A 21,690-nucleotide genomic window follows, 5' to 3' on the forward strand; every position below is an offset into this window, starting at 1 on the left:
CAAAAAGCACGCCCAGGCGTGCTTTTTTCATGCTTGCGCGGCCTTTGCCTGCTTTGGCTGGCTTTTGCCTGCCTTTGCCTGCGTTTGCCGGTTAATGCGCCGCGTGCGCGATCAGTGCTTGCCGGTGCTGCCGAAACCGCCCGCGCCGCGCTCGCTCGTCTCGAAGTCGTCGACGATATTGAAGTGAGCCTGCACGACCGGCACGATCACGAGTTGCGCGAGGCGTTCGAGCGGATTGAGCGTGAACGTCGTATGGCCGCGGTTCCACGTCGAAATCATGAGCTCGCCCTGGTAGTCCGAATCGATCAGCCCCACGAGGTTGCCGAGCACGATGCCGTGTTTGTGGCCGAGCCCCGAGCGCGGCAGGATCAGCGCCGCGTAGCCCGAATCGGCGACATGGATCGCGAGCCCCGTCGGCACGAGCTTCGTTTCGCCCGGTTCGAGCGTGAGCGGCGTCTCGATGCACGCGCGCAGGTCGAGCCCCGCGCTGCCGGGCGTCGCGTATTGGGGCAACTGGTCGCGCATGCGTTCGTTCAGGATCTTGATGTCGATTTTCATGAGTGAAGGTTGGGTTGGCGTAGGGATCAGAGGCGGGACAGCGCGAACGCTTCGGCCAGCAGTTCGTAGGAGCGCAGCCGCGCCGCGTAGCTGCCGGCGATGGTGAGCACGATCAGTTCGTCGGCGGCGAAGCGTTCTTGCAGCACGCGCAGGCGCTCCGTGACGCTTTCGGGCGTGCCGACGATGCTGCGCGGCTTCTCGCGGTCGATCACGAGTTGCTCGCGCTCGCCGTATTCCTGGGCGAGGCCTTGCTCGACGGTCGGGATCGGCGCGTTCAGGCCGAGCGCCATCTGCACGCGGCGCAGATCGACGGCTTTTTCGAGGTCGGCGGCTTCCCGTTCGGTATCCGCGCAGATCACGAACACCGCGCAGGCGAGGTACGGCGTCGCCTCGTGCCCGGCCTGGAAGCGGTCGCGATAGGCGTTCGCCACCAGGTGCCCGAAATGCGCGTTGATGAAATGCGCGAACGAAAAGCGCAGACCGAGCTGCGCGGCGAGCGCGCCGCCGAAGTCGCTCGAACCGAGCACCCACAACTGCGGCCGCGTTTCGATCTGCGGTTGCAGGAGCGTGCCGCTCGCGATGTGGTCGTCCGGCAGCGTGCCGTCCATGAGTCCGACCAGATCGCGCACCTGCTCGGCGAACTGTTCGCCGCGGCTGTAAGAACCGGCCGCGACGGCCTGTGCCGTGCGCATGTCACTGCCGGGCGCACGGCCCACGCCGAGATCGATGCGGTTCGGAAAGAGCGCCTCCAGCATCATGAACTGCTCGGCGATCTTGAACGGGCTGTAGTAGGGAAGCATCACGCCGCCCGAACCGATCCGGATGCGCTTCGTCGCGCTGCCGAGCCGCGCAAGCATGATTTCGGGGCAGGGATTGCACACGCCTAGCAGGCCATGGTGCTCGGCGCACCAGTAGCGCGTGTAGCCGAGGTCGTCGGCGAGCTGCGCGAGTTCGAGGGTCGCCGCGATGGCGTCGGCGGCCGTATGCCCGGTAATCACGGGCGACTGGTCGAGTACGGAAAGAAGCGTCATGACGGCTCACCCTGCTTCTTTCGCGACGCGCGCCGCCTCGGCCTTATCCGCCGACGGCGCCGCGCGCGTCACGAGATGATGCTCTGGTCGGGCAGGCGGCGCGCGATCTCGGCGATCAGCGTCTGCGCGAGCGCCTGCTTGGCTGCGCGTGGCAGCTTCGTGCTGCCGGCAGCTTCGAAGAGGACGACTTCGTTGTCGTCGAGTCCGAAGGTCTGCGGGCCGAGATTGCCGATCAGGAGCGGTACGTTCTTGCGCACGCGCTTTTGTTCGGCATGGACGTCGAGGTCGCCGCTTTCTGCTGCGAAGCCGACGCAATACGGCGGATGCGGCAGCCTGGCCACGGAGGCGAGGATGTCGGGATTCTCGACGAACGTGAAGCCGGGAACCCGCCCCTCGGCGGTTTTCTTGATCTTCTGCGTCGCGATGTGATCGACGCGCCAGTCGGCCACCGCCGCCACGCCGATGAACACATCGTAGTCGGGCACAGCGCGCATGACCGCGTCGTACATCTGCTGGGCTGTCTGCACGTCTTCGCGATAGACGCCCCACGGCGTTTCGAGCGTGACCGGGCCCGCGACGAGATGGACGTCGGCGCCGGCTTGCTGCGCCGCACGCGCGAGCGCGAAGCCCATTTTGCCGCTCGAACGGTTCGTGATGCCGCGCACCGGGTCGAGCGGCTCGAAGGTCGGCCCGGCGGTGATCAGCACGCGACGTTGCGCAAGCACCTTCGGCGCGAAGAACGAGACGATCGCTTCGTAGACGGCTTCCGGCTCCAGCATGCGGCCGTCGCCGACTTCGCCGCATGCCTGCGGACCGGAATCGGGGCCGAGCGTTTCGATGCCGTCTGCGCTCAGTTGAGCGACGTTGCGTTGCGTGGCCGGGTTGTTCCACATCTGCCGGTTCATGGCCGGAACGACCAGCAACGGACAGTCGCGGGCGACGCACAGTGTCGAGAGCAGGCCGTCGGCGAAACCGTGCGCGAGTTTGGCGAGGAAGTCGGTGGAGGCGGGGGCGATGACGATGGCGTCGGCGCCGCGCGAGAGGTCGATGTGCGCCATGTTGTTGGGCATGCGCGCGTCCCACTGGCTGGTGTAGACGGGCCGGCCCGAAAGCGCCTGCATGGTGACGGGCGTGATGAACTGCGTTGCCGCCTCGGTCATGACGACCTGCACGGTTGCACCGGCCTTGGTCAGAAGGCGCGTGAGCTCTGCGATCTTGTAGCAGGCGATGCCGCCGGTCATGCCGATGACGAGGTGCTTACCGGCGAGTTCGCCCGGGTTGGCAGCAGCGGTGTTCAAGTCCAGTCTCCTTACTCCGGTCACACGCAAGGCGGTCGATCGGAGTTGGCGCGTCAGCCCTGACTCCGATCCCATGCACGACGCCCGCTCAGCGCGCGCCGCGCACGCGCCGCAGCTCGTCGATCACCAGCAGCACCGCGCCGATCGTAATCGCGCTATCCGCGATGTTGAACGCCGGCCAGTGCCATCCGCCCACATGGAAGTCGAGGAAGTCGATCACGTGGCCGTACATCAGCCGGTCGAGCACATTGCCGAGCGCGCCGCCGAGAATCAGCGCCAGCGCCGTGCAGAACATGCGCTGCCCCGCGTGGCGCTTGAGCAGATAGCTGATCACGAGTGCCGCCGCTACGCCGAGTGCCGTGAATGCCCAGCGCTGCCAGCCGCCCGCCGCGGCGAGAAAGCTGAACGCGGCGCCCTTGTTGTACACGAGCACGAGGTTGAAGAACGACGTGATCGCGCGGCTTTCGCCGTAGCTGAACACCCGGGCGATGGCGATCTTCGTGAGCTGGTCGCACAGGATCACGACAATCGCGATGCCGAGCCACGGCGCAAGCGTGCCGCTCGCGCGGGACTGCAACGGCCTGGTCTTTGCCATTATGCCGCGCTCCGTGTTTCGCCGTTACCGAAGAGATTGGCGACGCAGCGGCCGCACAGCCCCGGGTGTTCGGCGTTCGTGCCGACTTCCTCGCGGTAGTGCCAGCAGCGCTCGCACTTGAGGTACTTCGACGTGATGACCTCGACGCCTTCGTCCGCCTCGCTCTCGACCTTGACGACCTCGGCCGCCGAGGTGATCAGCACGAACTTGAGGTCGTCGCCGAGCGAGGTGAGCGCGTCGTAGCGCGCGCCGCTCGCGAGAATGCGCACTTCGGCCTGCAGCGACGAACCGATCGCATTGGCCACGCGCGCTTCTTCGAGCGCCTTCGTCACGTTGCCGCGCACTTCGCGCAGCAGCGTCCAGCGCGCGATCAGCGCTTCGGCCTGCATGTCGCCCTGCGCGACGTCCGGGAACGCGTGGAACGTCTCGGTGAAGATGGTCTCGGTGTGCGGCTGGAACACCTTCCACGCTTCTTCGGCCGTGAACGAGAGGAACGGCGCGAGGATGCGCAGCAGGCTGTGCGTGATGTGATGGAGCGCGGTCTGCGCGGCGCGGCGGGCCTTCGAATCGACGGCGCTCGTGTAGAGGCGGTCCTTGAGCACGTCGAGATAGAAGCCGCCCAGGTCTTCCGAGCAGAACGTCTGCAGCTTCGCGACGACCGGGTGGAACTCGTAGCGGTCGTAGTGCGCGAGCACATCGTTTTGCAGCGTGTGCGTGAGCGCGACGGCGTAGCGGTCGATTTCGAGCCATTCGGCGGCGGGCAGCGCATGCTTGTCGAACTCGAAGTCGGAGAGGTTCGAGAGCAGGAAGCGCAGCGTGTTGCGGATGCGGCGATAGCCCTCGGTCACGCGCTTGAGGATTTCCTCGGAGATTGCGAGTTCGCCCGAGTAGTCGGTCGATGCGATCCACAGGCGGATGATTTCCGCGCCGAGGCGGTTCGCCACCTCATGCGGATCGACGCCGTTGCCGAGCGACTTCGACATCTTGCGGCCTTCGCCGTCGACGGTGAAGCCGTGCGTGAGCAGCGCGTCGTACGGCGGGCGGCCGTCGAGCATCGACGCCGTGAGCAGCGACGAGTGGAACCAGCCGCGATGCTGGTCCGAGCCTTCCAGATAGAGGTCGGCCGGGAACTGCAGATCGTCCTTGTGCGAGCCGCGCAGCACGTGCCAGTGCGTCGTGCCGGAGTCGAACCACACGTCGAGCGTGTCGCGGTTCTTCTCGTACAGATTGGCGTCGTCGCCGATCAGCTCGCGCGGATCGAGCGCTTGCCACGCTTCGATGCCGCTCTGTTCGACGCGCTTGGCGACTTCTTCGAGCAGCTCCAGCGTGCGCGGATGCAGCTCGCCCGTTTCCTTGTGGACGAAGAACGCCATCGGCACGCCCCACTGGCGCTGACGCGAAAGCGTCCAGTCCGGGCGGTTCGCGATCATCGCGTACAGGCGCTGCTTGCCCCACGACGGATAGAACGCCGTCGCCTCGATGCCTTCGAGCGCGGTCTCGCGCAGCGTCTTGCTGCCGTCGTTCGGCTTCACGTCCATGCCCGCGAACCACTGCGAGGTGGCGCGGTAGATGATCGGCGTCTTGTGGCGCCAGCAGTGCATGTAGCTGTGCAGGTATTTCTCGCTGCGCAGGAGCGTGCCCGCGTTGTCGAGCGCTTCGACGATCTTCGGGTTCGCCGCCCAGATCGCGAGGCCGCCGAAGAGCGGCAGCGATTCGATGTAGCGGCCGTCGCCCATGACCGGGCTGATGATGTCCGAGTCGGCCATGTTGTGGGCCTTGCACGAGGCAAAGTCTTCCACGCCGTAGGCCGGGGCCGAGTGCACGATGCCCGTGCCGGTGTCGGTCGTCACGTAGTCGCCGGGATAGATGGGCGACGTGCGCTTGTAGCCCGGATGCGCCGACGCAAGCGGGTGATGGAAGCGCAGATTCGCGAGCTTCGCGCCCGGCGCCGTGGCGATCACGCGGCCATCGAGCTCGAAGTCCTTCATACAGGCTTCGACGCGCTCTTCGGCGAGAATCAGCAGGCCGCGCTGCGTATCGACGAGCGCGTAGATCACTTCCGGATGGACGTTGAGCGCCTGGTTGGCCGGAATCGTCCACGGCGTCGTGGTCCAGATCACGACGCCGCCTTCCTCGCGCGGCAGGGCGGCCAGGCCGAACGCGGCGGCCGTTTCCGCTGCTTGCGCGAACGGGAACATCACGTCGATGGTCGGATCGGTCTTGTCCTTGTACTCGACTTCCGCCTCGGCGAGCGCCGAGCCGCAGTCGAAGCACCAGTTCACGGGCTTCAGGCCGCGGAACACATAGCCTTTTTCGAGGATCTTCGCGAGCGCGCGGATCTCGCCGGCCTCATTCGCGAAGTTCATGGTCTTGTACGGGTTGTCCCAGTCGCCGAGCACGCCAAGGCGCCGGAAGCCGGCCTTTTGCGTCTCGATCTGGCCGGCTGCGTATTCGCGCGCCTTCTTCATGACTTCGGTCGCGGGCAGCGATTTGCCGAACTGCTTTTCGATCTGGATCTCGATCGGCATGCCGTGGCAATCCCAGCCCGGCACGTAGACCGCGTCGTAGCCCGCGAGATTGCGCGCCTTGACGATCATGTCCTTGAGGATCTTGTTCACCGCGTGGCCGAGGTGGATGTCGCCGTTCGCATACGGCGGGCCGTCGTGCAGGATGAACTTCTTGCGGCCCTTCGAGGCCGCGCGGATCTTCTGGTAGATCTCCTTGTCCTGCCATTCCTTGACCCACTGGGGTTCGCGCTTCGGCAGATCGCCGCGCATCGGAAACGGAGTGTCCAGCAGGTTGACGGGGTATTTAGATTCGGTCTTCTGCGCGGGCTTGCCGGAGGATGCTTTCTTGTCGCTCATGGTGAAATCACGGTGAATTCAGGGGATGCACGGCGTCGGACTCTGCGGCCTCGCCGCTCAACCGTCGCCTCGCGTGCCCGTCGCGTAGTTGCGCAATCGCACAATTACGCAATCACGACTGGGCGCCGGGGGCGGGCAACCCGTGCGGCGTTGTCGCGCGCACGGGCCGCGGACTACCTAATTCGGTCGGTGGCCGAAGTGGCAAAACCGGTGGAACGGCTGCCCGGCGCGTGCGCGGCTGCGAACCACGCACGGGCGTCGACCACGTCGCGCGCAATGGCCGACGTGAGCGTTTCGAGGTCGGCGAACTTCTCCTCGTCGCGCAGCTTCTTCAGGAATTCGACGCGCACGAGCTTGCCATAGGCGCTGCCGTGCCAGTCGAGCAGGTGTACTTCGAGCAGCACGCGGCCCGAGTCGTCGACGGTGGGCCGCACGCCGAGGCTCGCAACGCCGGGCAGCGGGTGCTCGGCGATGCCGTGCACCTGCACGACGAATACGCCCTTGAGCGCCGGCCGCTTGTGGCCGATCGGCAGGTTCATCGTCGGGAAACCGAGGTCGCGGCCGAGTTTCAGGCCGTGCACGACGTGGCCGCTGATCGCGTAGCCGCAGCCGAGTGCGGCGCGCGCGGCATCGAGGTCGCCTGCGGCGAGCGCGGCGCGCACGCCCGAACTCGAGATGCGCGCGCCGGACGGGTCGGCCACGGTCGCCATCTGCTCGACTTCGAAGCCGTGCTGCTCGCCGGCCGCCTTGAGCGAGGCGAAATCGCCCGCGCGCTTCGCGCCGTAGCGGAAATCGTCGCCGATCATCATCCAGCGCGTGTGCAGGCCGTGCACGATGATGCGCTCGACGAACGTGTCGGGCGACTGGCTTGCGAACGTGTGGTTGAAGTGCTCGACGACCACGCGGTCCACGCCGTTGTCGCGCAGCGCTTCGAGCTTGTCGCGCAGCATGGCGATGCGCGGCGGCGCGCCGGCTGGATTGAAGAACTCGCGCGGGTGGGGCTCGAAGGTCATCACGCAGACGGGCAGGCCGCGCGCGCGGGCGGCTTCGCGCACGCGCGCGAGCAACGCCTGATGTCCGCGGTGGACACCGTCGAAGTTGCCGATGGTCAGCGCGCAGGGCGCGCGGCTTTCGGCGTTGGGAAGACCGCGGAAGACTCTCACGATAGCGGAACGGACCGTTAATGTGTGGCCAAAGCGTGGCCAAAGCGTGATCGAAGTGGCGAGAGGCGTCGCAGCAAGCCCGCCGCGACGAAACAGACGATTATAAACGCTGCAACGGGGAATCGCCGCCGTTGCCGCGTCGCACGTAGCCCTCGATGATAAAATCCGCGGATGAAAAATCTCGTCATCCTGATCTCGGGACGGGGCAGCAACATGGAAGCCATTGTGCGCGCGTGCGCGCACGAAGCGTGGCCGGCGCGCGTCGCCGCCGTGATTGCCAACCGTCCGGATGCCGCGGGGCTCGCGTTTGCGGCTTCGCACGGCATTGCCACGGCTGTGGTCGATCACCGCCAGTTCCGCGATCGCGCCGCGTTCGACGCGGCGCTCGCGCAGGTGATCGACGGCTATCAGCCGGACCTCGTCATTCTCGCCGGTTTCATGCGCGTCCTGACCGAGCCGTTCGTTGCGCACTATACGGGTCGGATGCTGAATATCCATCCGTCGCTGCTGCCGAGCTTTCCGGGCCTGCACACGCATCAACAGGCACTCGACGCCGGCTGCCGCGTGCACGGCGCCACGGTCCACTTCGTTACGCCCGCGCTCGATCATGGCCCGATCGTCGTACAGTCGGTCGTGCCGGTGCGCACGGGCGACGACGCCGCGGCGCTCGCCGCGCGCATCCTGAAGACCGAGCACGTGATCTACCCGCGCGCGGTGCGCTGGTTCGTCGAAGGGCGTCTTGCGCTCGACGGCGAACGCGTGACGCTCGCGCCACCCGAGCCGCAATGGCTTTTCCTTGACGACACCAACGCGAACGCGAACCTGAACGCAAACGCACAAGCCGCCGGGGAGGGCGCATGAGGCTGCATGGATTCCTGATCGGACAAACCGAAACGTTGCTCGCCGACGTCCTCAAGTTCACCGGCCCCGCCGACGCGGTCACGAGCCGGTTCTTCCGCGAGCATCCGAAGCTCGGCCACGGCGAGCGCGGCGTGATCGCCGAAGCGGTGTTCGCGGTCCTGCGCCGCCGCATGGAGTTCGCGCATCTGGCCGAGAGCGGCACCGGCAGCCCGACGCGGCGGCTCGCGCTGCTCGGTCTGATGGCGACGGCGGGCCGCGCGGCGGTGCGCCCGTTCGTGTCGGATGCCGAGGCGGGCTGGCTCGAACACGTATCGAAGATCGATCCGGCGAGCCTGCCGCAGCGCGTGCAGCTGAACCTGCCCGAGTGGATCATGACCGCGCTCCAGCAGCGCTTCGAGCCCGCCGAACTCGCGCAACTGGCTGCGGCGCTGAACTATCCGGCGCCGCTCGATCTGCGTGCGAATCCCATCAAGGCGAGCCGCGAGGTATTGGTGCGCGCGCTCGGCGAGGCCGGCATCGAGGCCGGTGAAACGCCGTTCGCGCCGTTCGGCGTGCGCGTGGTCGGCAAGCCCGCGCTCTCGAAGCTCGATGCGTTCAGGGAAGGCTGGTTCGAAGTGCAGGACGAAGGCAGCCAGTTGCTGTGCTCGCTGCTCGCGCCGCGCCGCGGCGAGATGATCGTCGATTTCTGTGCGGGCGCGGGCGGCAAGACGCTCGCGCTCGGCGCGATGATGCGCTCGTCGGGGCGTCTCTACGCGTTCGACATCTCCGAGCGCCGCCTCGCGAAGCTCAAGCCGCGCCTCGCGCGCAGCGGGCTTTCGAACGTCAATCCGGTGCTGATCGACAGCGAGCACGACTCGAAGATCAAGCGGCTCGTCGGCAAGATCGACCGCGTGCTCGTGGATGCGCCGTGCTCCGGCCTCGGCACGCTGCGCCGCAACCCCGACCTCAAGTGGCGCCAGACGCCCGAATCGGTCGCCGAACTCGCACCCAAGCAACTGTCGATCCTCACGAGCGCCGCGCGTTTGCTCAAGCGTGGCGGCCGTCTTGTCTACGCGACCTGCAGCATTCTCGAAGCCGAGAACGAAGCGGTCGTGAAGCAGTTCCTCGACGCACATCCCGAGTTCGTCCTGGTGAGCGCGCGCGACGTGCTTGCGGAGCAGCGCGTGGGGCTCGATACGGGCGATTACCTTTCGCTGTGGCCGCACCGCCACGCCACCGACGGCTTCTTCGCCGCCGTGCTGGAGCGCCGTGGCGACGCGGGGCCGTCGAAGAAGCAGGCGCAGGCAGAGACCACGCCGGAGGAATCGGCAGCGCAGCAGCAAGCGGCCGATGCGATTGCGCGGGCGAGCGAAACCGCCGATGAGCCGAATGTCGCCGACGAGCCGAATGTCGCCGAATAACGCCCGCGCTCAAAACCGGGCTTATAACCGCGCCCGCGCGAGCGGGCCGCAGGCACGCATGCGCGGCGCGGCGGGTTGGACGGAGAGCGCGGGACGGCCCGCCGCACGCGTGCTTGCCGCGCACGTCGCACATGCCGCACGCGTCGTGTGCCAATACGCACCATGATCGAAAACCGTTTGCTGACTCACATGCTGGGCGGCGTGATCCACGACTTCGGTCAGCCGGTCATGCTCTGGCAGATCGGCGTGCTGATCGGCGCGCTCATCGTGGCCTTCGTGCTCGCGCGGCTGTTGCAGCGCGGGATCGAAGCGCGCCGCAAGGCGCGCCGCGAGGCGCGGCCCTTCGGCGCGGAAAGCCTCACCAAGGCGCTCTTTCCGCTGATCGGCGCAGGCTGCGTCTGGGTGGCGCGCGCGATCGCCAGCAACTTCTTCCACACGTCGCTGCTCAATCTCGCGCTCGTGCCGCTGTTCGGCATCGGCCTCATCTACATCGCGTTCTTCTTCGCGCGCCGCGTGTTCGGCGGCAAGGGCTCGACGCATGCGTGGCTCTCGATCATCGAGAAACTCGTTTCGCTGATCGTCTGGCTCGTCATGGTGCTGACCGTGCTCGGCATCCAGGACGACGCGCTCGACTGGATGGCGAGCGTGCGCTTTCGCATCGGCACCTCGCACATCAGCCTGCTCTCGCTCGCGAACGCCGTGTTGTGGGTCTGCGTGACGATGGTCGTCGCGATCTGGGCCGGCTCGGCGCTCGAAGACCGCCTGATGCGCGCCACCACGCTCGACGCCAACCTGCGCGTCGTGCTCGCGCGCGTCGGGCGCGCGCTGCTCGTGTTCGCGGCGGTGCTCTTCAGCCTCTCGATCGTCGGCATCGACATCACCGTGCTCGGCGTGTTCGGCGGGGCGCTGGGCGTCGGCCTCGGCTTCGGGCTGCAGAAGATCGCGAGCAACTATGTGTCCGGCTTCATCATCCTGATCGACCGCTCGCTGCACCTCGGCGACACGATCAACGTCAGCGGCCTCGCGGGCAAGGTCACGCAGATCCGCACGCGCTACACGGTGGTGCGCGGACTCGACGGCGTCGAAACGCTGATCCCGAACGAAAAGCTCATCACCGATGTCGTGCAGAACCAGTCGTCGTACCTCACGCGCGGCTACGCCAAAGCGGCTGTGCAGGTGGCCTACGATACGGACCTCGATTTCGCGATGGCGCTGCTCGCGCGGGCGGCCCAGGGCGTGGATCGCGTGCTGGCCGAACCTGCTCCGACCCCGTATCTCGTGAGTTTCGGCTCGGACGGCATCGATCTCGAACTGGGCTTCTGGGTTGCCGACGCAGCCACGGGCACTGCAGGCGTGCGCTCGGCCGTGAACCTCAATATCTGGCGCCTCTTCGGCGAGCACGGCATTTCGATTCCGTTTGCGCAACGCGAGGTCCGCATCATTGGCGCCGCGGAGATTCCCGGCGTTGTGCAGCGCAGCGCCCGCACCGAGACGCCCACCGCCGGCTGAAAGGTGCCGCAACAGTGTGCGAGCACACACTCCGGCGCGCGGGACCGCGCCGGAACTGAAAAAAATCTTCATTTGTTACAAACACTTGGAACGGTTCGCGTAGAATGCCGTCCAAAGCTTCTCACTGCTTTCACTTCCCTGACTTTGGCAACGCTGTAAGGCTGAAGTCACTCGTCTCTCAGGTACAGACCTTGTTGAATTCCCTGCTCGATTTCCTCGCACACGGGGTGCTGCATTTCTCGTGGTGGCAGATCCTGCTGTACGTGGCCGTCGTCACGCACATCACGATCGTCGGCGTGACCGTGTATCTCCACCGCTGCCAGGCGCACCGCGCGCTCGACATGCATCCCATCGCCAGCCATTTCTTCCGTTTCTGGCTGTGGATGACCACCGGCATGCTCACGGGCCAGTGGGCCTCGATCCACCGCAAGCACCATGCGAAATGCGAGACGGAGGAAGATCCGCACAGCCCGCAGACGCGCGGCCTCTGGAAAGTGCTGCTCGAAGGCGCGGAGCTGTATCGCGCCGAAGCGAAGAACGAAGAAACGATGCGCCGCTACAGTCACGGCACGCCCAACGACTGGATCGAGCGCAACATCTACACGAAGTATCCGATTCTCGGCGTGAGCCTCATGATGGTGATCGACGTGCTGCTTTTCGGCGCGGTCGGTCTGACCGTCTGGGCCGTGCAGATGGCGTGGATTCCGTTCTGGGCGGCAGGCGTCGTCAACGGTCTCGGCCACTTCTTCGGCTATCGCAACTTCAATTCGGCGGATGCGAGCACGAACCTGTTCCCGCTCGGCATCATCATCGGCGGCGAGGAACTGCACAACAACCACCACACGTTCGCGACGTCCGCGAAGCTGTCGAACAAGTGGTACGAGTTCGATATCGGCTGGATGTACATCCGTCTGATGTCGATGTGCGGGCTTGCCAAGGTCAAGAAGGTCGCGCCCACGCCGCGTCTTACGAAGGGCAAGCTCGTGCCCGACCAGGAAACGCTGCAGGCCGTGTTGTCGAACCGCTATGAAGTGATGGCGCGTTACGCGAAGGCCGTGAAGCAGGCGTATCGCCAGGAGCTCGCGCACCTGAAGGAAGTGGGCGCGCGCGAGAAGTACCAACTGATGCACGGCGCGCGCAAATGGTTCTACAAGGAAGAATCGAGCCTCGACGAGCCGCAGAAGCGCCAGCTTCCGCAGATCTTCGCGAATAGCCAGCAGCTGCGCACGTTCATCGAACTGCGCAACGAGCTCGCGGCGATCTGGGATCGTTCCAGCGCGTCGCGCGAACAACTGCTCACGCAACTGCAAGACTGGTGTCATCGCGCCGAACAGAGCGGCATCAAGGCGCTTCAGGAATTCGCTTCGCGTCTTCGGCGCTATGCATGAGACGTAAGAAAATCCATTAGAATTCAGGTACGTCACAAAACCCCGCGTTGGCGGGGTTTTTCTTTTGGGGCCGCGAAACCTGTGCCGCTCGCATGGGTTTATCGGCAGCCATTGGCAGGGCAGCACCATTCGCATGGGACCAGAGCAAGCGCTAAAGCACTAAGTCTGGTCGACTGCGTTACCGGCATGGGACCAGAGTAAGTGCTAAAGCACTAACTCTGGTCGACAGGAGGAGATCATGAGTCAGGCGATCAGGGTGGTCGAATACGACCGGCCGCAGGGCGCCGTTTGCAGCGTCGGACAGGCCTGGGCACGCGTGCCCGATGCCCCGAGCGCAGCACAACGCGTGGCATTGAAAGAGCGCATCCGTGCGCTGCTCTTGCGCGAGAAGGCGGTGCTCGTCGCGCACTATTACGTCGATCCCGAACTGCAGGAGCTGGCGGACGAAACCGGCGGCTGCGTGGCCGATTCGCTCGAAATGGCGCGCTTCGGCCGCGATCATGAAGCGCAAACGCTCGTCGTGGCCGGTGTGCGCTTCATGGGCGAGACGGCCAAGATCCTGAGCCCCAACAAGCGCATTCTGATGCCGGACCTCGAAGCGACCTGCTCGCTCGACCTCGGCTGCCCCATCGACGAATTCTCCGCGTTCTGCGACGAACATCCCGACCGTACCGTTGTCGTCTATGCCAACACCAGCGCCGCCGTGAAGGCGCGCGCGGACTGGATGGTGACTTCGTCGATCGGTCTTGAGATCGTCGCGCATCTGCATGCGTCGGGCCAAAAGATCCTCTGGGCGCCGGACCGCCATCTCGGCAGCTATATCCAGAAGAAGACCGGCGCCGACATGCTGATGTGGCAAGGCTCGTGCCTCGTGCACGACGAGTTCAAGGGCATCGAACTCGATTTGCTGCGCACTCAGTATCCCGATGCAAAGGTGCTTGTGCATCCCGAATCGCCGGAAGCCGTCGTCGCACTGGCCGACGTGGTCGGCTCGACCACGCAGTTGATCGACGCGGCCGTGAAGCTCGACGCCACGCATTTCATCGTCGCGACCGACCTCGGCATCCTGCACAAGATGCGGCTCGCCGCACCGAACAAGACCTTTATCGAAGCGCCCACGGCCGGCAACAGCGCCACCTGCAAGAGCTGCGCGCACTGCCCGTGGATGGCGATGAACGGCCTCGAAAATCTCGCGGACGTGCTGGAGCGCGGCCACAACGAGATTTTTGTCGACGCGGCGCTCGGCGAACGTGCGCGTCTGCCGATCGACCGCATGCTGGCGTTCGCAGCCGAGCACAAGCGCCGCGTGCAGGCGAGCGGCGACCTCGCGCGCGACGGCGCGCTCTTCGCGAACGTGGGGGCCGCGTAAATGGGTGCGAGAGATCTGATCGGCGTCGAAGCGGCATCGCCGTTGCTCGCCGCAGTGCGCGCGCAGTACGGCGCGGCATTCGATGCGGCCATCGCCCGTAACGTGGCCGAAGCGCTCGCGGAAGACATCGGCGCCGGCGACCAGACGGGCCGTCTCGTGAGCGCGGACGAAATGCGCGATGCACGCATCATCGTGCGCGAAGAAGCGGTGCTGTGCGGCGTGATGTGGTTCGACGGCGTGATGAAGAGCGTCGACGCGCGCATCGAGGTGCACTGGCACTATCGCGAGGGCGAGCGCATGAGCGTCGACTCGACGGTCTGCTCACTGCGCGGTCCGGCGCGTGCGCTGCTTACCGCCGAGCGCAGCGCGATGAACTTCCTGCAACTGCTCTCGGGCGTGGCGAGCGCGACGCGCCGCTACGTGGATGCGATCGCGCACACGCAAACGCGCATCGTCGATACGCGCAAGACACTGCCTGGCCTGCGCCTCGCGCAGAAGTACGCGGTGCGCGTGGGCGGTGGGGCGAACCAGCGGCTCGCGCTTTACGACGGCATTCTCATCAAGGAAAACCACATCGCCGCTGCGGGCGGCGTGGGCGCGGCGGCAGACGCCGCGTTTGCGCTCGACGCGGCCGTGCCGGTCCAGATCGAAGTGGAGACGCTTGCGCAACTCGACGAAGCGCTTGCGCATGGCGCGAAGTCGATCCTGCTCGATAACTTCTCGCTCGATGCGATGCGCGACGCGGTGCGCCTCACGGCGGGGCGCGCGGTGCTCGAAGGCTCGGGCGGCGTGAATTTCGACACCGTGTGTGCAATTGCCGAAACGGGCGTCGACCGCATTTCGATCGGCGCGCTCACGAAGGACGTGCGCGCAACCGACTACTCGATGCGGATCGTCTGAGCGCACGCGCGGCAAGACGAAAACACGCGAAAACCTCGCCAAGACAAGTGCAAACGACAAGGGCCGCCTCGCAAGAGGCGGCCCTTTGTTTTGATGGGGTGTTCGCGCGCCTAGCCGATCGTGCGGTTGCGCACGCGCTCCGGCGAGAGCACGCTCGGCAACGCTTTCGGCAGCGTGTTCGGCCAGTCGCGGCTGTAGTGCAGGCCGCGGCTTTCGCGCCGAGAGCGCGCGCTCTCGACGATCAGCGAGGCGACTTCGACGAGATTGCGCAGTTCGAGCAGATCGCGCGTCACGCGGAAGTTCGCGTAGTACTCGAGAATCTCGTCGCGCAGGAGGGAGATGCGATGCTGGGCGCGCTCGAGCCGCTTGTCGGTGCGCACGATGCCGACGTAATTCCACATCAGGCGGCGCAGTTCGTCCCAGTTGTGGGCGACGACGACTTCTTCGTCGGAGTCCGAAACGCGGCTTTCGTCCCAGTCGGGCAGCGGTGCGTGTGCGGCGGCGCCGAAGCCTTCGGCCTCGATCGCCTGGGCCGCCGAACGCCCGATCACGAGGCATTCGAGCAGCGAATTGCTGGCGAGCCGGTTCGCGCCGTGCAGGCCCGTGTACGAGGTCTCGCCGACCGCGTAGAGGCCCGCGAGGTCGGTGCGGCCCGCGAGGTCGGTGACGACGCCGCCGCAGGTGTAGTGCGCAGCCGGTACGACGGGAATCGGCTCCTTCGTGATGTCGATGCCGAAATCCTGGCAGCGCGCGAGGATCGTCGGGAAGTGCTCTTCGAGGAACGCGGCCGGCTGGTGGCTGATGTCGAGATGCACGCAGTCGATGCCGTGCCGCTTGATTTCGAAATCGATGGCGCGCGCAACGATGTCGCGCGGTGCGAGTTCGGCGCGCGCGTCGTGCTCGGGCATGAACCGGGTGCCGTCGGGCAGACGCAGCACACCGCCTTCGCCGCGCACCGCCTCGGAGATCAGGAACGACTTCGCATGCGGGTGGAAGAGGCAGGTCGGATGGAACTGGATGAACTCCATGTTCGCCACGCGGCAGCCCGCGCGCCAGGCCATGGCGATGCCGTCGCCGGTGGCCGTGTCGGGGTTCGTCGTATAGAGGTAGACCTTGCCCGCGCCGCCGGTCGCGAGGACCGTGTGCGGCGCCTGGATCGTCACGGTGCGGTCGTTCTTGAGATCGAGCGCATAGAGACCATGACAACGGCGGCCGGGCAGGCCGAGGCGGTCGGACGTGATCACGTCGATCGCGTGGTGATCTTCGAGGATCGTGATGTTCGGATGCTGGCGTGCGCGCTCGATGAGCGTTTGCACGACGGCGTGGCCGGTTGCGTCGGCGGCGTGGATGATCCGGCGATGGCTGTGGCCGCCTTCGCGTGTGAGGTGATAGCCCAGATTGGCAGCGGCGTCCTTCGTGAACGGCACCTGTTGCTGGATCAGCCACTCGATCGCGGCACGGCCATTTTCGACGATATAGCGCGTGGCGCCTTCGTCGCACAGGCCGCCGCCGGCAACCAGCGTGTCGCCGACGTGATTCTCGACGCTGTCGGTCGGATCGAGTACCGCGGCGATGCCGCCCTGCGCCCGATCGCTCGCGCCTTCGGTCATGTCGCGTTTCGCGATCACCACGACGCGCCGTGTGTCGGCGAGGTTAAGCGCGACGCTCAGGCCCGCCAGCCCGCTGCCGACGATCGCAACATCGAAATTCATGGTCCTGCTTCTCCATCTCTTGTTCTATTGCGGCGCGCGGTGCGGCCGATGAAGCGGGAAGCATACTCCCAACGGCGGCGAGAGGAAAAGCCGAACGAATGCCCTGACGAGCGAAGTTGTCTTGTGCGAAGCGATGTGGCGAACCGGAAAAAGAAAAACCCCGCACAAGTGCGGGGTTTTCTGTCTTCGTCAGGCTCGGAACCAGATTACTTGATCTTGGTTTCCTTGTACTCGACGTGCTTGCGAACAACCGGGTCGAACTTCTTGATCGACATTTTTTCCGGCATGTTGCGCTTGTTCTTCGTGGTCGTGTAGAAGTGACCCGTACCTGCGGTCGACTCCAGCTTGATCTTGTCGCGGACGCCCTTGGCCATGATTTACTCCTTAGACTTCGCCACGTGCGCGCAGATCTGCGAGCACCGAATCGATACCGTTCTTGTCGATCAGGCGCAGGCCTGCATTCGACAGGCGCAGACGCACCCAACGGTTTTCGCTTTCAACCCAGAAACGGCGGTTTTGCAGATTCGGGAGAAAACGACGCTTGGTCTTGTTGTTCGCGTGGGAAACGTTGTTGCCGCTCATCGGCGCTTTCCCAGTTACTTGGCATACGCGTGCCATGAGAGCACTCCTAATACGCTAATTCTGAGTTCGTGAGCCGCTAAAGTTTCCCAGGCGAGATATGGCGGGCAAGGGGGCGCTCACGTATGGATGAGAAACAACCTCGAACCCAGCTCATTCCCCCCTGGAACGCCTTGACAGGCTTCGGAACAGGGTTGGAAACAGGCAAACCGTGATTCTAGCAGAAAAAACGCAGGAAAATCAAACCCGATTTGCAACGGCAATGGTGCGGACCGAGCCGGCGTTCGTGACGCCGGCTCAGGTGGAGCCTGTCAGTTCCAGCCGTTGCGGGCGAACGAATACGTCTCCCGCGCGCCGATCACGAGATGGTCGACCAGCTGGACGTCCACGAGCGCAAGCGTTTCGCGCAGCACCCGGGTGAGGCGCCGGTCGCTCGCGCTCGGCTGCACGGCGCCTGACGGATGGTTGTGCGCGACGATCAGGCTCGCGGCGTTGAGCATCAGCGCACGCCGCACGATTTCGCGAGGATACACCACCATGCGCGTGAGCGAACCACGCGAGCTTTCCTCGGGACGGATCAGGCGGTGCCGCACGTCCATATAAAGGCACACGAAAACTTCATAGGGCCGGGCGCCGATCATCAGGCGCAGATAGTCCTCCACCGCGCCCGGTGTATCGACGAGCGGTTTTTCGTCGAGCTGCTCGGCCAGTGCGCGGCGGGCGAGTTCGAGCACGGCGAGCAGCTTGGCGGCTTTCGCCGGACCGATGCCGCGCAGGCCGTCGAACTCCTCGCGTTGTGCGTCCAGCATGACGCGCAGCGAGCCGAACCGCTCGATGAGCGAGCGCGCGACATCGAAGACATCGTGGCCGGGCAAGCCCGACCCGAGCAGCAACGCGAGCAGCTCCTCGTCCGAAAGCGCGCCTGGCCCGGATGTGCGCAGGCGCTCTCGCGGCATGCTTCGCGCACGCGCGTGTGCCGCGTTGCCGCAGGCCGGGGATGGCGCGTCTCGTCCGGCGGGAACGGAGTGAGCGGGGTGAACAGGGCGAGGAGCGCCCGTCGGCGTTTCGGCGTTGGGCCAGACTGGCTTCGCGCAGGCTGCTTCCAGCATTGCGACCTCCATGGGGTGGTGAGAATGCGGCCGGATCGCGCCTGGTGCGACAACCGTGCTTCGCCGGATCGCACATGCACGCCCCAACCGCCTCGGATAAGTGGCTTACAATAGGAGTTTTGCGGCTGCGCCAGCGCGGCCGGACCGGCGCCTTACGGGTGCGACCAGACGACAATGAGTACCGTATGACCATCATCGACATCTCCGAGGTGAAATCGGGTTCCCACGTAACGCTGCATTACCGGCTCGCACTCGCCGACGGCACCAACGTCGTCAATACGTTCACCGAGCACCCGGCGACCCTGATGATCGGCGCCGGACAGATCGCACCGCCGCTGGAAGAGATTCTGCAGGGCCTGAAGGTGGGGCACCATTCGACCTTTCAGCTAGAGCCGGATGTCGCTTTCGGCCAGCGCAGCCCCTTGCTGATCCAGCGCATCTCGCTTGGCACGCTGCACGAACACGGCATGGCGCGCGAAGAGTTCACTCCCGGCGATCTGATCGAATTCAATGCAGCCGATGGCGGCCGCATTGCGGGCGTGGTCAAGGAGATCGACGAGACCTCCGTACTGTTCGATTTCAATCACCCGCTCGCTGGCCAGGCGGTTGAGTTTGAAGTGAAAATCATCGGAATTCTGTAAGCCCATGAGCTCCCCGGACACGTCCTTGATTGCCGACACCGAAATCCTGCTCGCGCAGCCGCGCGGCTTCTGTGCCGGTGTCGATCGCGCCATCGAAATCGTCGAGCGCGCGATCAAGCAGCACGGCGCACCTATCTACGTGCGCCACGAAATTGTCCACAACGCCTACGTGGTCGAAGATCTGCGCAAGAAAGGGGCGATCTTCATCGAGCAGCTCGATGAAGTGCCGTCCGGCAACACGGTCATATTCAGTGCGCACGGCGTCTCCAAGGCGGTGCGCGCGGATGCCGAGGCGCGCGGGCTGCGCGTCTACGACGCCACGTGCCCGCTCGTCACCAAAGTGCACGTCGAAGTCGCGAAGATGCGCGACGAGGGCCTCGACATCGTGATGATCGGCCACAAGGGCCACCCCGAAGTCGAAGGCACGATGGGGCAGGCCGAAGAGGGCATGTATCTCGTGGAAGACGCCGCCGACGTCGCGTCGCTACAGTTGCGCGATCCGTCGCGCGTGGCGTTCGTCACGCAGACCACGCTTTCCGTCGACGACGCGGCCGATATCATCGCGGCGCTCAAGGCGCGTTTTCCCACCATCCGCGAGCCGAAGAAGCAGGACATCTGTTACGCTACGCAAAATCGCCAGGACGCCGTGAAATTCATGGCGCCCCAGTGCGACCTGGTGATCGTGGTCGGCAGCCCGAACAGCTCGAATTCCAACCGGTTGCGCGAAGTCGCCGAGAAGCGCGGTGTCACTGCCTATATGGTGGACGCCGCCTCCCAGATCGACCCGCAATGGCTCGTGGGCAAGCACCGGATCGGTCTGACGGCGGGCGCCTCGGCGCCGGAAGCGCTTGCGCAGGAGATCATCCAGCGTCTGCGTGAATTGGGTGTGCGCAACGTGCGCGCACTGGAAGGCATCGAGGAAAACATCGCGTTTCCGTTGCCGCGCGGGCTCGGCTTGCCGGCCTGAAGCTTTCAGGTACCGATCAGAAAAGCGCGCCGCCGGCGCGCTTTTTTCCACCCGTTGATCGCTCCACCAGGCCATAAACAGTCAATTAAATGGGGGCGTAACGCCGTGAAACCGAGATCAACCCGTGCAAAGTTGGGGTTTTTCGATCGTCACGGATCGAAAATCGCACGAAATTTTTAAATGCGGCCCCATTTAATCGCGACCCTCTTGCCGACCTGAACAGAAAGTGCGCCGACAGGGCGCATGACGACTGGCTGCGTTCGTGCTCTTAAATTCTCGGAAAGGCCGCCGCCTGGCAAGGTCTTCCGGCTACTGCCTGCAACACTTGGTGCAAATCCTGGTTCTTTTGGTGCAACTGATGCCCGAAAATCCGGTGCTACCAACGGTGCAACCCATGTTGTTCGCTGGTTTGGGAATGCGGTTGCAATGCAGGAAAACCCTGCCGGTTCAACCATATTGCTGCCCGCATAATTGGAGTTACAATGCGCGCGTCCTGAAGGCTTGACGGGCTTTCAGCGAGTAATTCGGAAGGTGCAGGAGACCTGATTAATGCAAGTTGATTTTGCTTACGCCGCGTTTTCGGCGACTGCGGTTGCGCTGCGCGCTGCGTGGCACGACAGCAGTGCCGGGACGGGTGGGGCGGCGGTGAAGATGACCGCGCGCCTGGCAGGGACCGATGTACAGACCGACGTGCATTCAGGACATGACGATGAAAACGGCAAGCCGCATCTTAATCGCGCGCGTGCTGCAAAGGGGACAAGGATGACCGCGGTTCCCGTAGTCATGACAAATGGCATGCAACTTGCTCGTGCACGCACCGGCGCGAGCGCTGTTTTCGTGACGAGCCGCAGGGCGCGCGTCGTCGCCATTCTTCACAATGGCGCGTCGCGGCAATGGGGTTCGTTGGCCGGTCTGACCGAAGCCGCTCGCAGCGATGCGGCGTTTTCGGGCAACCCCGGCAGCGAGGACGGACTGCAGAAGGGAGTCATGACACGTGACGCATTCATGGTTGGCCGCGAGGCTATTGGCCACTGTGTCGTCGCGAACGTGACAGGTAGTTGAACCCGACGGCACCGAACCATCCGGCGGTGCCGTTTTTGCATCTGCTTCCGGGGAGTCCGCCGCTGTTACACAGCGGTGATTCGAACCGGGTGTGGGTAACCGTAACCGGTCTTTTACTTCAGTACCCGAGAGTGTCGTTGCGGTTCCGTAAAACATCGCCCACCGGCCGATGCACAGCGCGAATCCGGTCGCACGGGCTAAGGAGCATTAAATGGATATCTTCATCCAGCAGATCCTGAATGGGCTGGTGCTTGGCAGCATCTACGCCATCATCGCACTGGGCTACACCATGGTGTACGGGATTCTGGGCATCATCAACTTCGCGCACGGCGACGTGCTGATGGTCGGCGCCATGGTCGCGCTTTCCGCCATCAACGTGCTGCACAATCATTTCCCGGGCCTCGGGAACATCGCGACGCTGACCATCGCGCTGATCGTCGCCGCGGTGGTCTGCGCGGTCGTCGGGTACGCGATCGAGAAAATCGCTTACCGGCCGCTGCGCCGCGCGCCGCGCCTCGCGCCGCTCATCACCGCGATCGGTGTGTCGATCCTGCTCGAGACGCTCGCCATGATGATCTGGGGCCGCAATCCGCTCGCGTTCCCGCAGCTCATCTCCACCGATCCGATCAACGTCATCAAGCCGACTGAAACCGGCGTGGGCGCCGTGATCTCGCCGACCGAGAT

19 protein-coding genes and 1 pseudogene are annotated in these 21,690 nt (G+C 65.0%); 10 read left to right on the forward strand and 10 right to left on the reverse strand.

The features are described from left to right. Positions 1 to 111 precede the first annotated feature (111 nt). The 6 genes from dut to Q0L30_RS17475 form a co-directional block, all read right to left on the reverse strand. Complete coding sequence (gene dut / locus Q0L30_RS17450) at positions 112 to 558, reverse strand: dUTP diphosphatase (RefSeq protein WP_296658928.1); 447 nt, start codon at positions 556 to 558, stop codon at positions 112 to 114. Between the two features lie 26 nt (positions 559 to 584). Continuing rightward, positions 585 to 1,589 (reverse strand): LLM class flavin-dependent oxidoreductase, encoded by a 1,005-nt coding sequence (locus tag Q0L30_RS17455; protein WP_296658931.1) that lies wholly within the window; start codon positions 1,587 to 1,589, stop codon positions 585 to 587. Between the two features lie 68 nt (positions 1,590 to 1,657). Further along, positions 1,658 to 2,887 (reverse strand): bifunctional phosphopantothenoylcysteine decarboxylase/phosphopantothenate--cysteine ligase CoaBC, encoded by a 1,230-nt coding sequence (gene coaBC, locus Q0L30_RS17460; RefSeq protein WP_296658934.1) that lies wholly within the window; start codon positions 2,885 to 2,887, stop codon positions 1,658 to 1,660. An 88-nt stretch (positions 2,888 to 2,975) separates the two neighbouring features. Next, complete coding sequence (lspA, locus tag Q0L30_RS17465; protein WP_296658938.1) at positions 2,976 to 3,482, reverse strand: signal peptidase II; 507 nt, start codon at positions 3,480 to 3,482, stop codon at positions 2,976 to 2,978. Next, positions 3,482 to 6,346 (reverse strand): isoleucine--tRNA ligase, encoded by a 2,865-nt coding sequence (gene ileS, locus Q0L30_RS17470; protein ID WP_296658940.1) that lies wholly within the window; start codon positions 6,344 to 6,346, stop codon positions 3,482 to 3,484. Before ileS ends, lspA begins: the two co-directional genes overlap by 1 nt. A gap of 173 nt (positions 6,347 to 6,519) precedes the next feature. After that, positions 6,520 to 7,509 (reverse strand): bifunctional riboflavin kinase/FAD synthetase, encoded by a 990-nt coding sequence (locus tag Q0L30_RS17475; RefSeq protein WP_296658943.1) that lies wholly within the window; start codon positions 7,507 to 7,509, stop codon positions 6,520 to 6,522. 171 nt (positions 7,510 to 7,680) lie between these two features. Between Q0L30_RS17475 and purN the strand changes: the two genes are divergently transcribed. The 6 genes from purN (at position 7,681) to nadC (ending at position 14,936) form a co-directional block, all read left to right on the forward strand. Then, the gene (gene purN, locus Q0L30_RS17480; protein WP_296658946.1) at positions 7,681 to 8,370 is read left to right on the forward strand and encodes a phosphoribosylglycinamide formyltransferase; all 690 of its coding nucleotides are present in this window, start codon (positions 7,681 to 7,683) and stop codon (positions 8,368 to 8,370) included. Then, the gene (locus Q0L30_RS17485) at positions 8,367 to 9,770 is read left to right on the forward strand and encodes an RsmB/NOP family class I SAM-dependent RNA methyltransferase (protein WP_296658947.1); all 1,404 of its coding nucleotides are present in this window, start codon (positions 8,367 to 8,369) and stop codon (positions 9,768 to 9,770) included. Before purN ends, Q0L30_RS17485 begins: the two co-directional genes overlap by 4 nt. A gap of 165 nt (positions 9,771 to 9,935) precedes the next feature. Continuing rightward, positions 9,936 to 11,279, forward strand: coding sequence for a mechanosensitive ion channel domain-containing protein (locus Q0L30_RS17490; protein WP_296659017.1), 1,344 nt, complete (start codon positions 9,936 to 9,938; stop codon positions 11,277 to 11,279). 191 nt (positions 11,280 to 11,470) lie between these two features. After that, positions 11,471 to 12,667, forward strand: coding sequence for an acyl-CoA desaturase (locus Q0L30_RS17495; protein WP_296658950.1), 1,197 nt, complete (start codon positions 11,471 to 11,473; stop codon positions 12,665 to 12,667). Positions 12,668 to 12,905: 238 nt separating this feature from the next. Next, the gene (gene nadA / locus Q0L30_RS17500) at positions 12,906 to 14,036 is read left to right on the forward strand and encodes a quinolinate synthase NadA (protein ID WP_296658952.1); all 1,131 of its coding nucleotides are present in this window, start codon (positions 12,906 to 12,908) and stop codon (positions 14,034 to 14,036) included. Beyond that, complete coding sequence (gene nadC, locus Q0L30_RS17505) at positions 14,037 to 14,936, forward strand: carboxylating nicotinate-nucleotide diphosphorylase (protein WP_296658955.1); 900 nt, start codon at positions 14,037 to 14,039, stop codon at positions 14,934 to 14,936. A gap of 110 nt (positions 14,937 to 15,046) precedes the next feature. On the opposite strand, the gene nadB is transcribed toward nadC, so the two are convergent. From nadB to radC, 4 genes and pseudogenes are all read right to left on the reverse strand, one after another. Then, on the reverse strand, positions 15,047 to 16,648 hold the full coding sequence (nadB, locus tag Q0L30_RS17510; RefSeq protein WP_296658958.1) for an L-aspartate oxidase: 1,602 nt from the start codon (positions 16,646 to 16,648) through the stop codon (positions 15,047 to 15,049). Positions 16,649 to 16,854: 206 nt separating this feature from the next. After that, the gene (gene rpmG, locus Q0L30_RS17515; RefSeq protein ID WP_027794136.1) at positions 16,855 to 17,022 is read right to left on the reverse strand and encodes a 50S ribosomal protein L33; all 168 of its coding nucleotides are present in this window, start codon (positions 17,020 to 17,022) and stop codon (positions 16,855 to 16,857) included. Between the two features lie 10 nt (positions 17,023 to 17,032). After that, on the reverse strand, positions 17,033 to 17,266 hold the full coding sequence (rpmB, locus tag Q0L30_RS17520; RefSeq protein ID WP_293046108.1) for a 50S ribosomal protein L28: 234 nt from the start codon (positions 17,264 to 17,266) through the stop codon (positions 17,033 to 17,035). A 272-nt stretch (positions 17,267 to 17,538) separates the two neighbouring features. Next, positions 17,539 to 18,207, reverse strand: a pseudogene (gene radC, locus Q0L30_RS17525) (DNA repair protein RadC); the annotation flags it as partial. 314 nt (positions 18,208 to 18,521) lie between these two features. Between radC and Q0L30_RS17530 the strand changes: the two are divergent. The 4 genes from Q0L30_RS17530 to Q0L30_RS17545 form a co-directional block, all read left to right on the forward strand. Then, positions 18,522 to 18,977 (forward strand): peptidylprolyl isomerase, encoded by a 456-nt coding sequence (locus Q0L30_RS17530; protein WP_296658970.1) that lies wholly within the window; start codon positions 18,522 to 18,524, stop codon positions 18,975 to 18,977. A gap of 4 nt (positions 18,978 to 18,981) precedes the next feature. Further along, positions 18,982 to 19,944: a 4-hydroxy-3-methylbut-2-enyl diphosphate reductase gene (gene ispH / locus Q0L30_RS17535; protein WP_296658973.1), complete on the forward strand. Its 963-nt coding sequence runs from the start codon at positions 18,982 to 18,984 to the stop codon at positions 19,942 to 19,944. A 549-nt stretch (positions 19,945 to 20,493) separates the two neighbouring features. Beyond that, positions 20,494 to 21,006: a hypothetical protein gene (locus Q0L30_RS17540; RefSeq protein WP_296658975.1), complete on the forward strand. Its 513-nt coding sequence runs from the start codon at positions 20,494 to 20,496 to the stop codon at positions 21,004 to 21,006. A 211-nt stretch (positions 21,007 to 21,217) separates the two neighbouring features. Further along, on the forward strand, positions 21,218 to 21,690 hold a 473-nt coding region (locus Q0L30_RS17545), incomplete at its 3' end, for a branched-chain amino acid ABC transporter permease (protein WP_296658978.1).

The organism is Paraburkholderia sp. (genome assembly GCF_024281035.1).
Taxonomy (GTDB): Bacteria; Pseudomonadota; Gammaproteobacteria; order Burkholderiales; family Burkholderiaceae; genus Paraburkholderia.

What these genes read in the sequence shown, in the direction of transcription:
- Q0L30_RS17530 (WP_296658970.1), top strand. Translation starts at nt 18,522, where the DNA reads ATGACCATCATCGACATCTCCGAGGTGAAATCGGGTTCCCACGTAACG.
- lspA (WP_296658938.1), bottom strand. Translation starts at nt 3,482, where the DNA reads ATGGCAAAGACCAGGCCGTTGCAGTCCCGCGCGAGCGGCACGCTTGCG.
- Q0L30_RS17455 (WP_296658931.1), bottom strand. Translation starts at nt 1,589, where the DNA reads ATGACGCTTCTTTCCGTACTCGACCAGTCGCCCGTGATTACCGGGCAT.
- ispH (WP_296658973.1), top strand. Translation starts at nt 18,982, where the DNA reads ATGAGCTCCCCGGACACGTCCTTGATTGCCGACACCGAAATCCTGCTC.
- nadC (WP_296658955.1), top strand. Translation starts at nt 14,037, where the DNA reads ATGGGTGCGAGAGATCTGATCGGCGTCGAAGCGGCATCGCCGTTGCTC.
- nadB (WP_296658958.1), bottom strand. Translation starts at nt 16,648, where the DNA reads ATGAATTTCGATGTTGCGATCGTCGGCAGCGGGCTGGCGGGCCTGAGC.
- Q0L30_RS17540 (WP_296658975.1), top strand. Translation starts at nt 20,494, where the DNA reads ATGCAAGTTGATTTTGCTTACGCCGCGTTTTCGGCGACTGCGGTTGCG.
- rpmB (WP_293046108.1), bottom strand. Translation starts at nt 17,266, where the DNA reads ATGGCACGCGTATGCCAAGTAACTGGGAAAGCGCCGATGAGCGGCAAC.
- purN (WP_296658946.1), top strand. Translation starts at nt 7,681, where the DNA reads ATGAAAAATCTCGTCATCCTGATCTCGGGACGGGGCAGCAACATGGAA.
- nadA (WP_296658952.1), top strand. Translation starts at nt 12,906, where the DNA reads ATGAGTCAGGCGATCAGGGTGGTCGAATACGACCGGCCGCAGGGCGCC.
- ileS (WP_296658940.1), bottom strand. Translation starts at nt 6,346, where the DNA reads ATGAGCGACAAGAAAGCATCCTCCGGCAAGCCCGCGCAGAAGACCGAA.
- Q0L30_RS17485 (WP_296658947.1), top strand. Translation starts at nt 8,367, where the DNA reads ATGAGGCTGCATGGATTCCTGATCGGACAAACCGAAACGTTGCTCGCC.
- rpmG (WP_027794136.1), bottom strand. Translation starts at nt 17,022, where the DNA reads ATGGCCAAGGGCGTCCGCGACAAGATCAAGCTGGAGTCGACCGCAGGT.
- dut (WP_296658928.1), bottom strand. Translation starts at nt 558, where the DNA reads ATGAAAATCGACATCAAGATCCTGAACGAACGCATGCGCGACCAGTTG.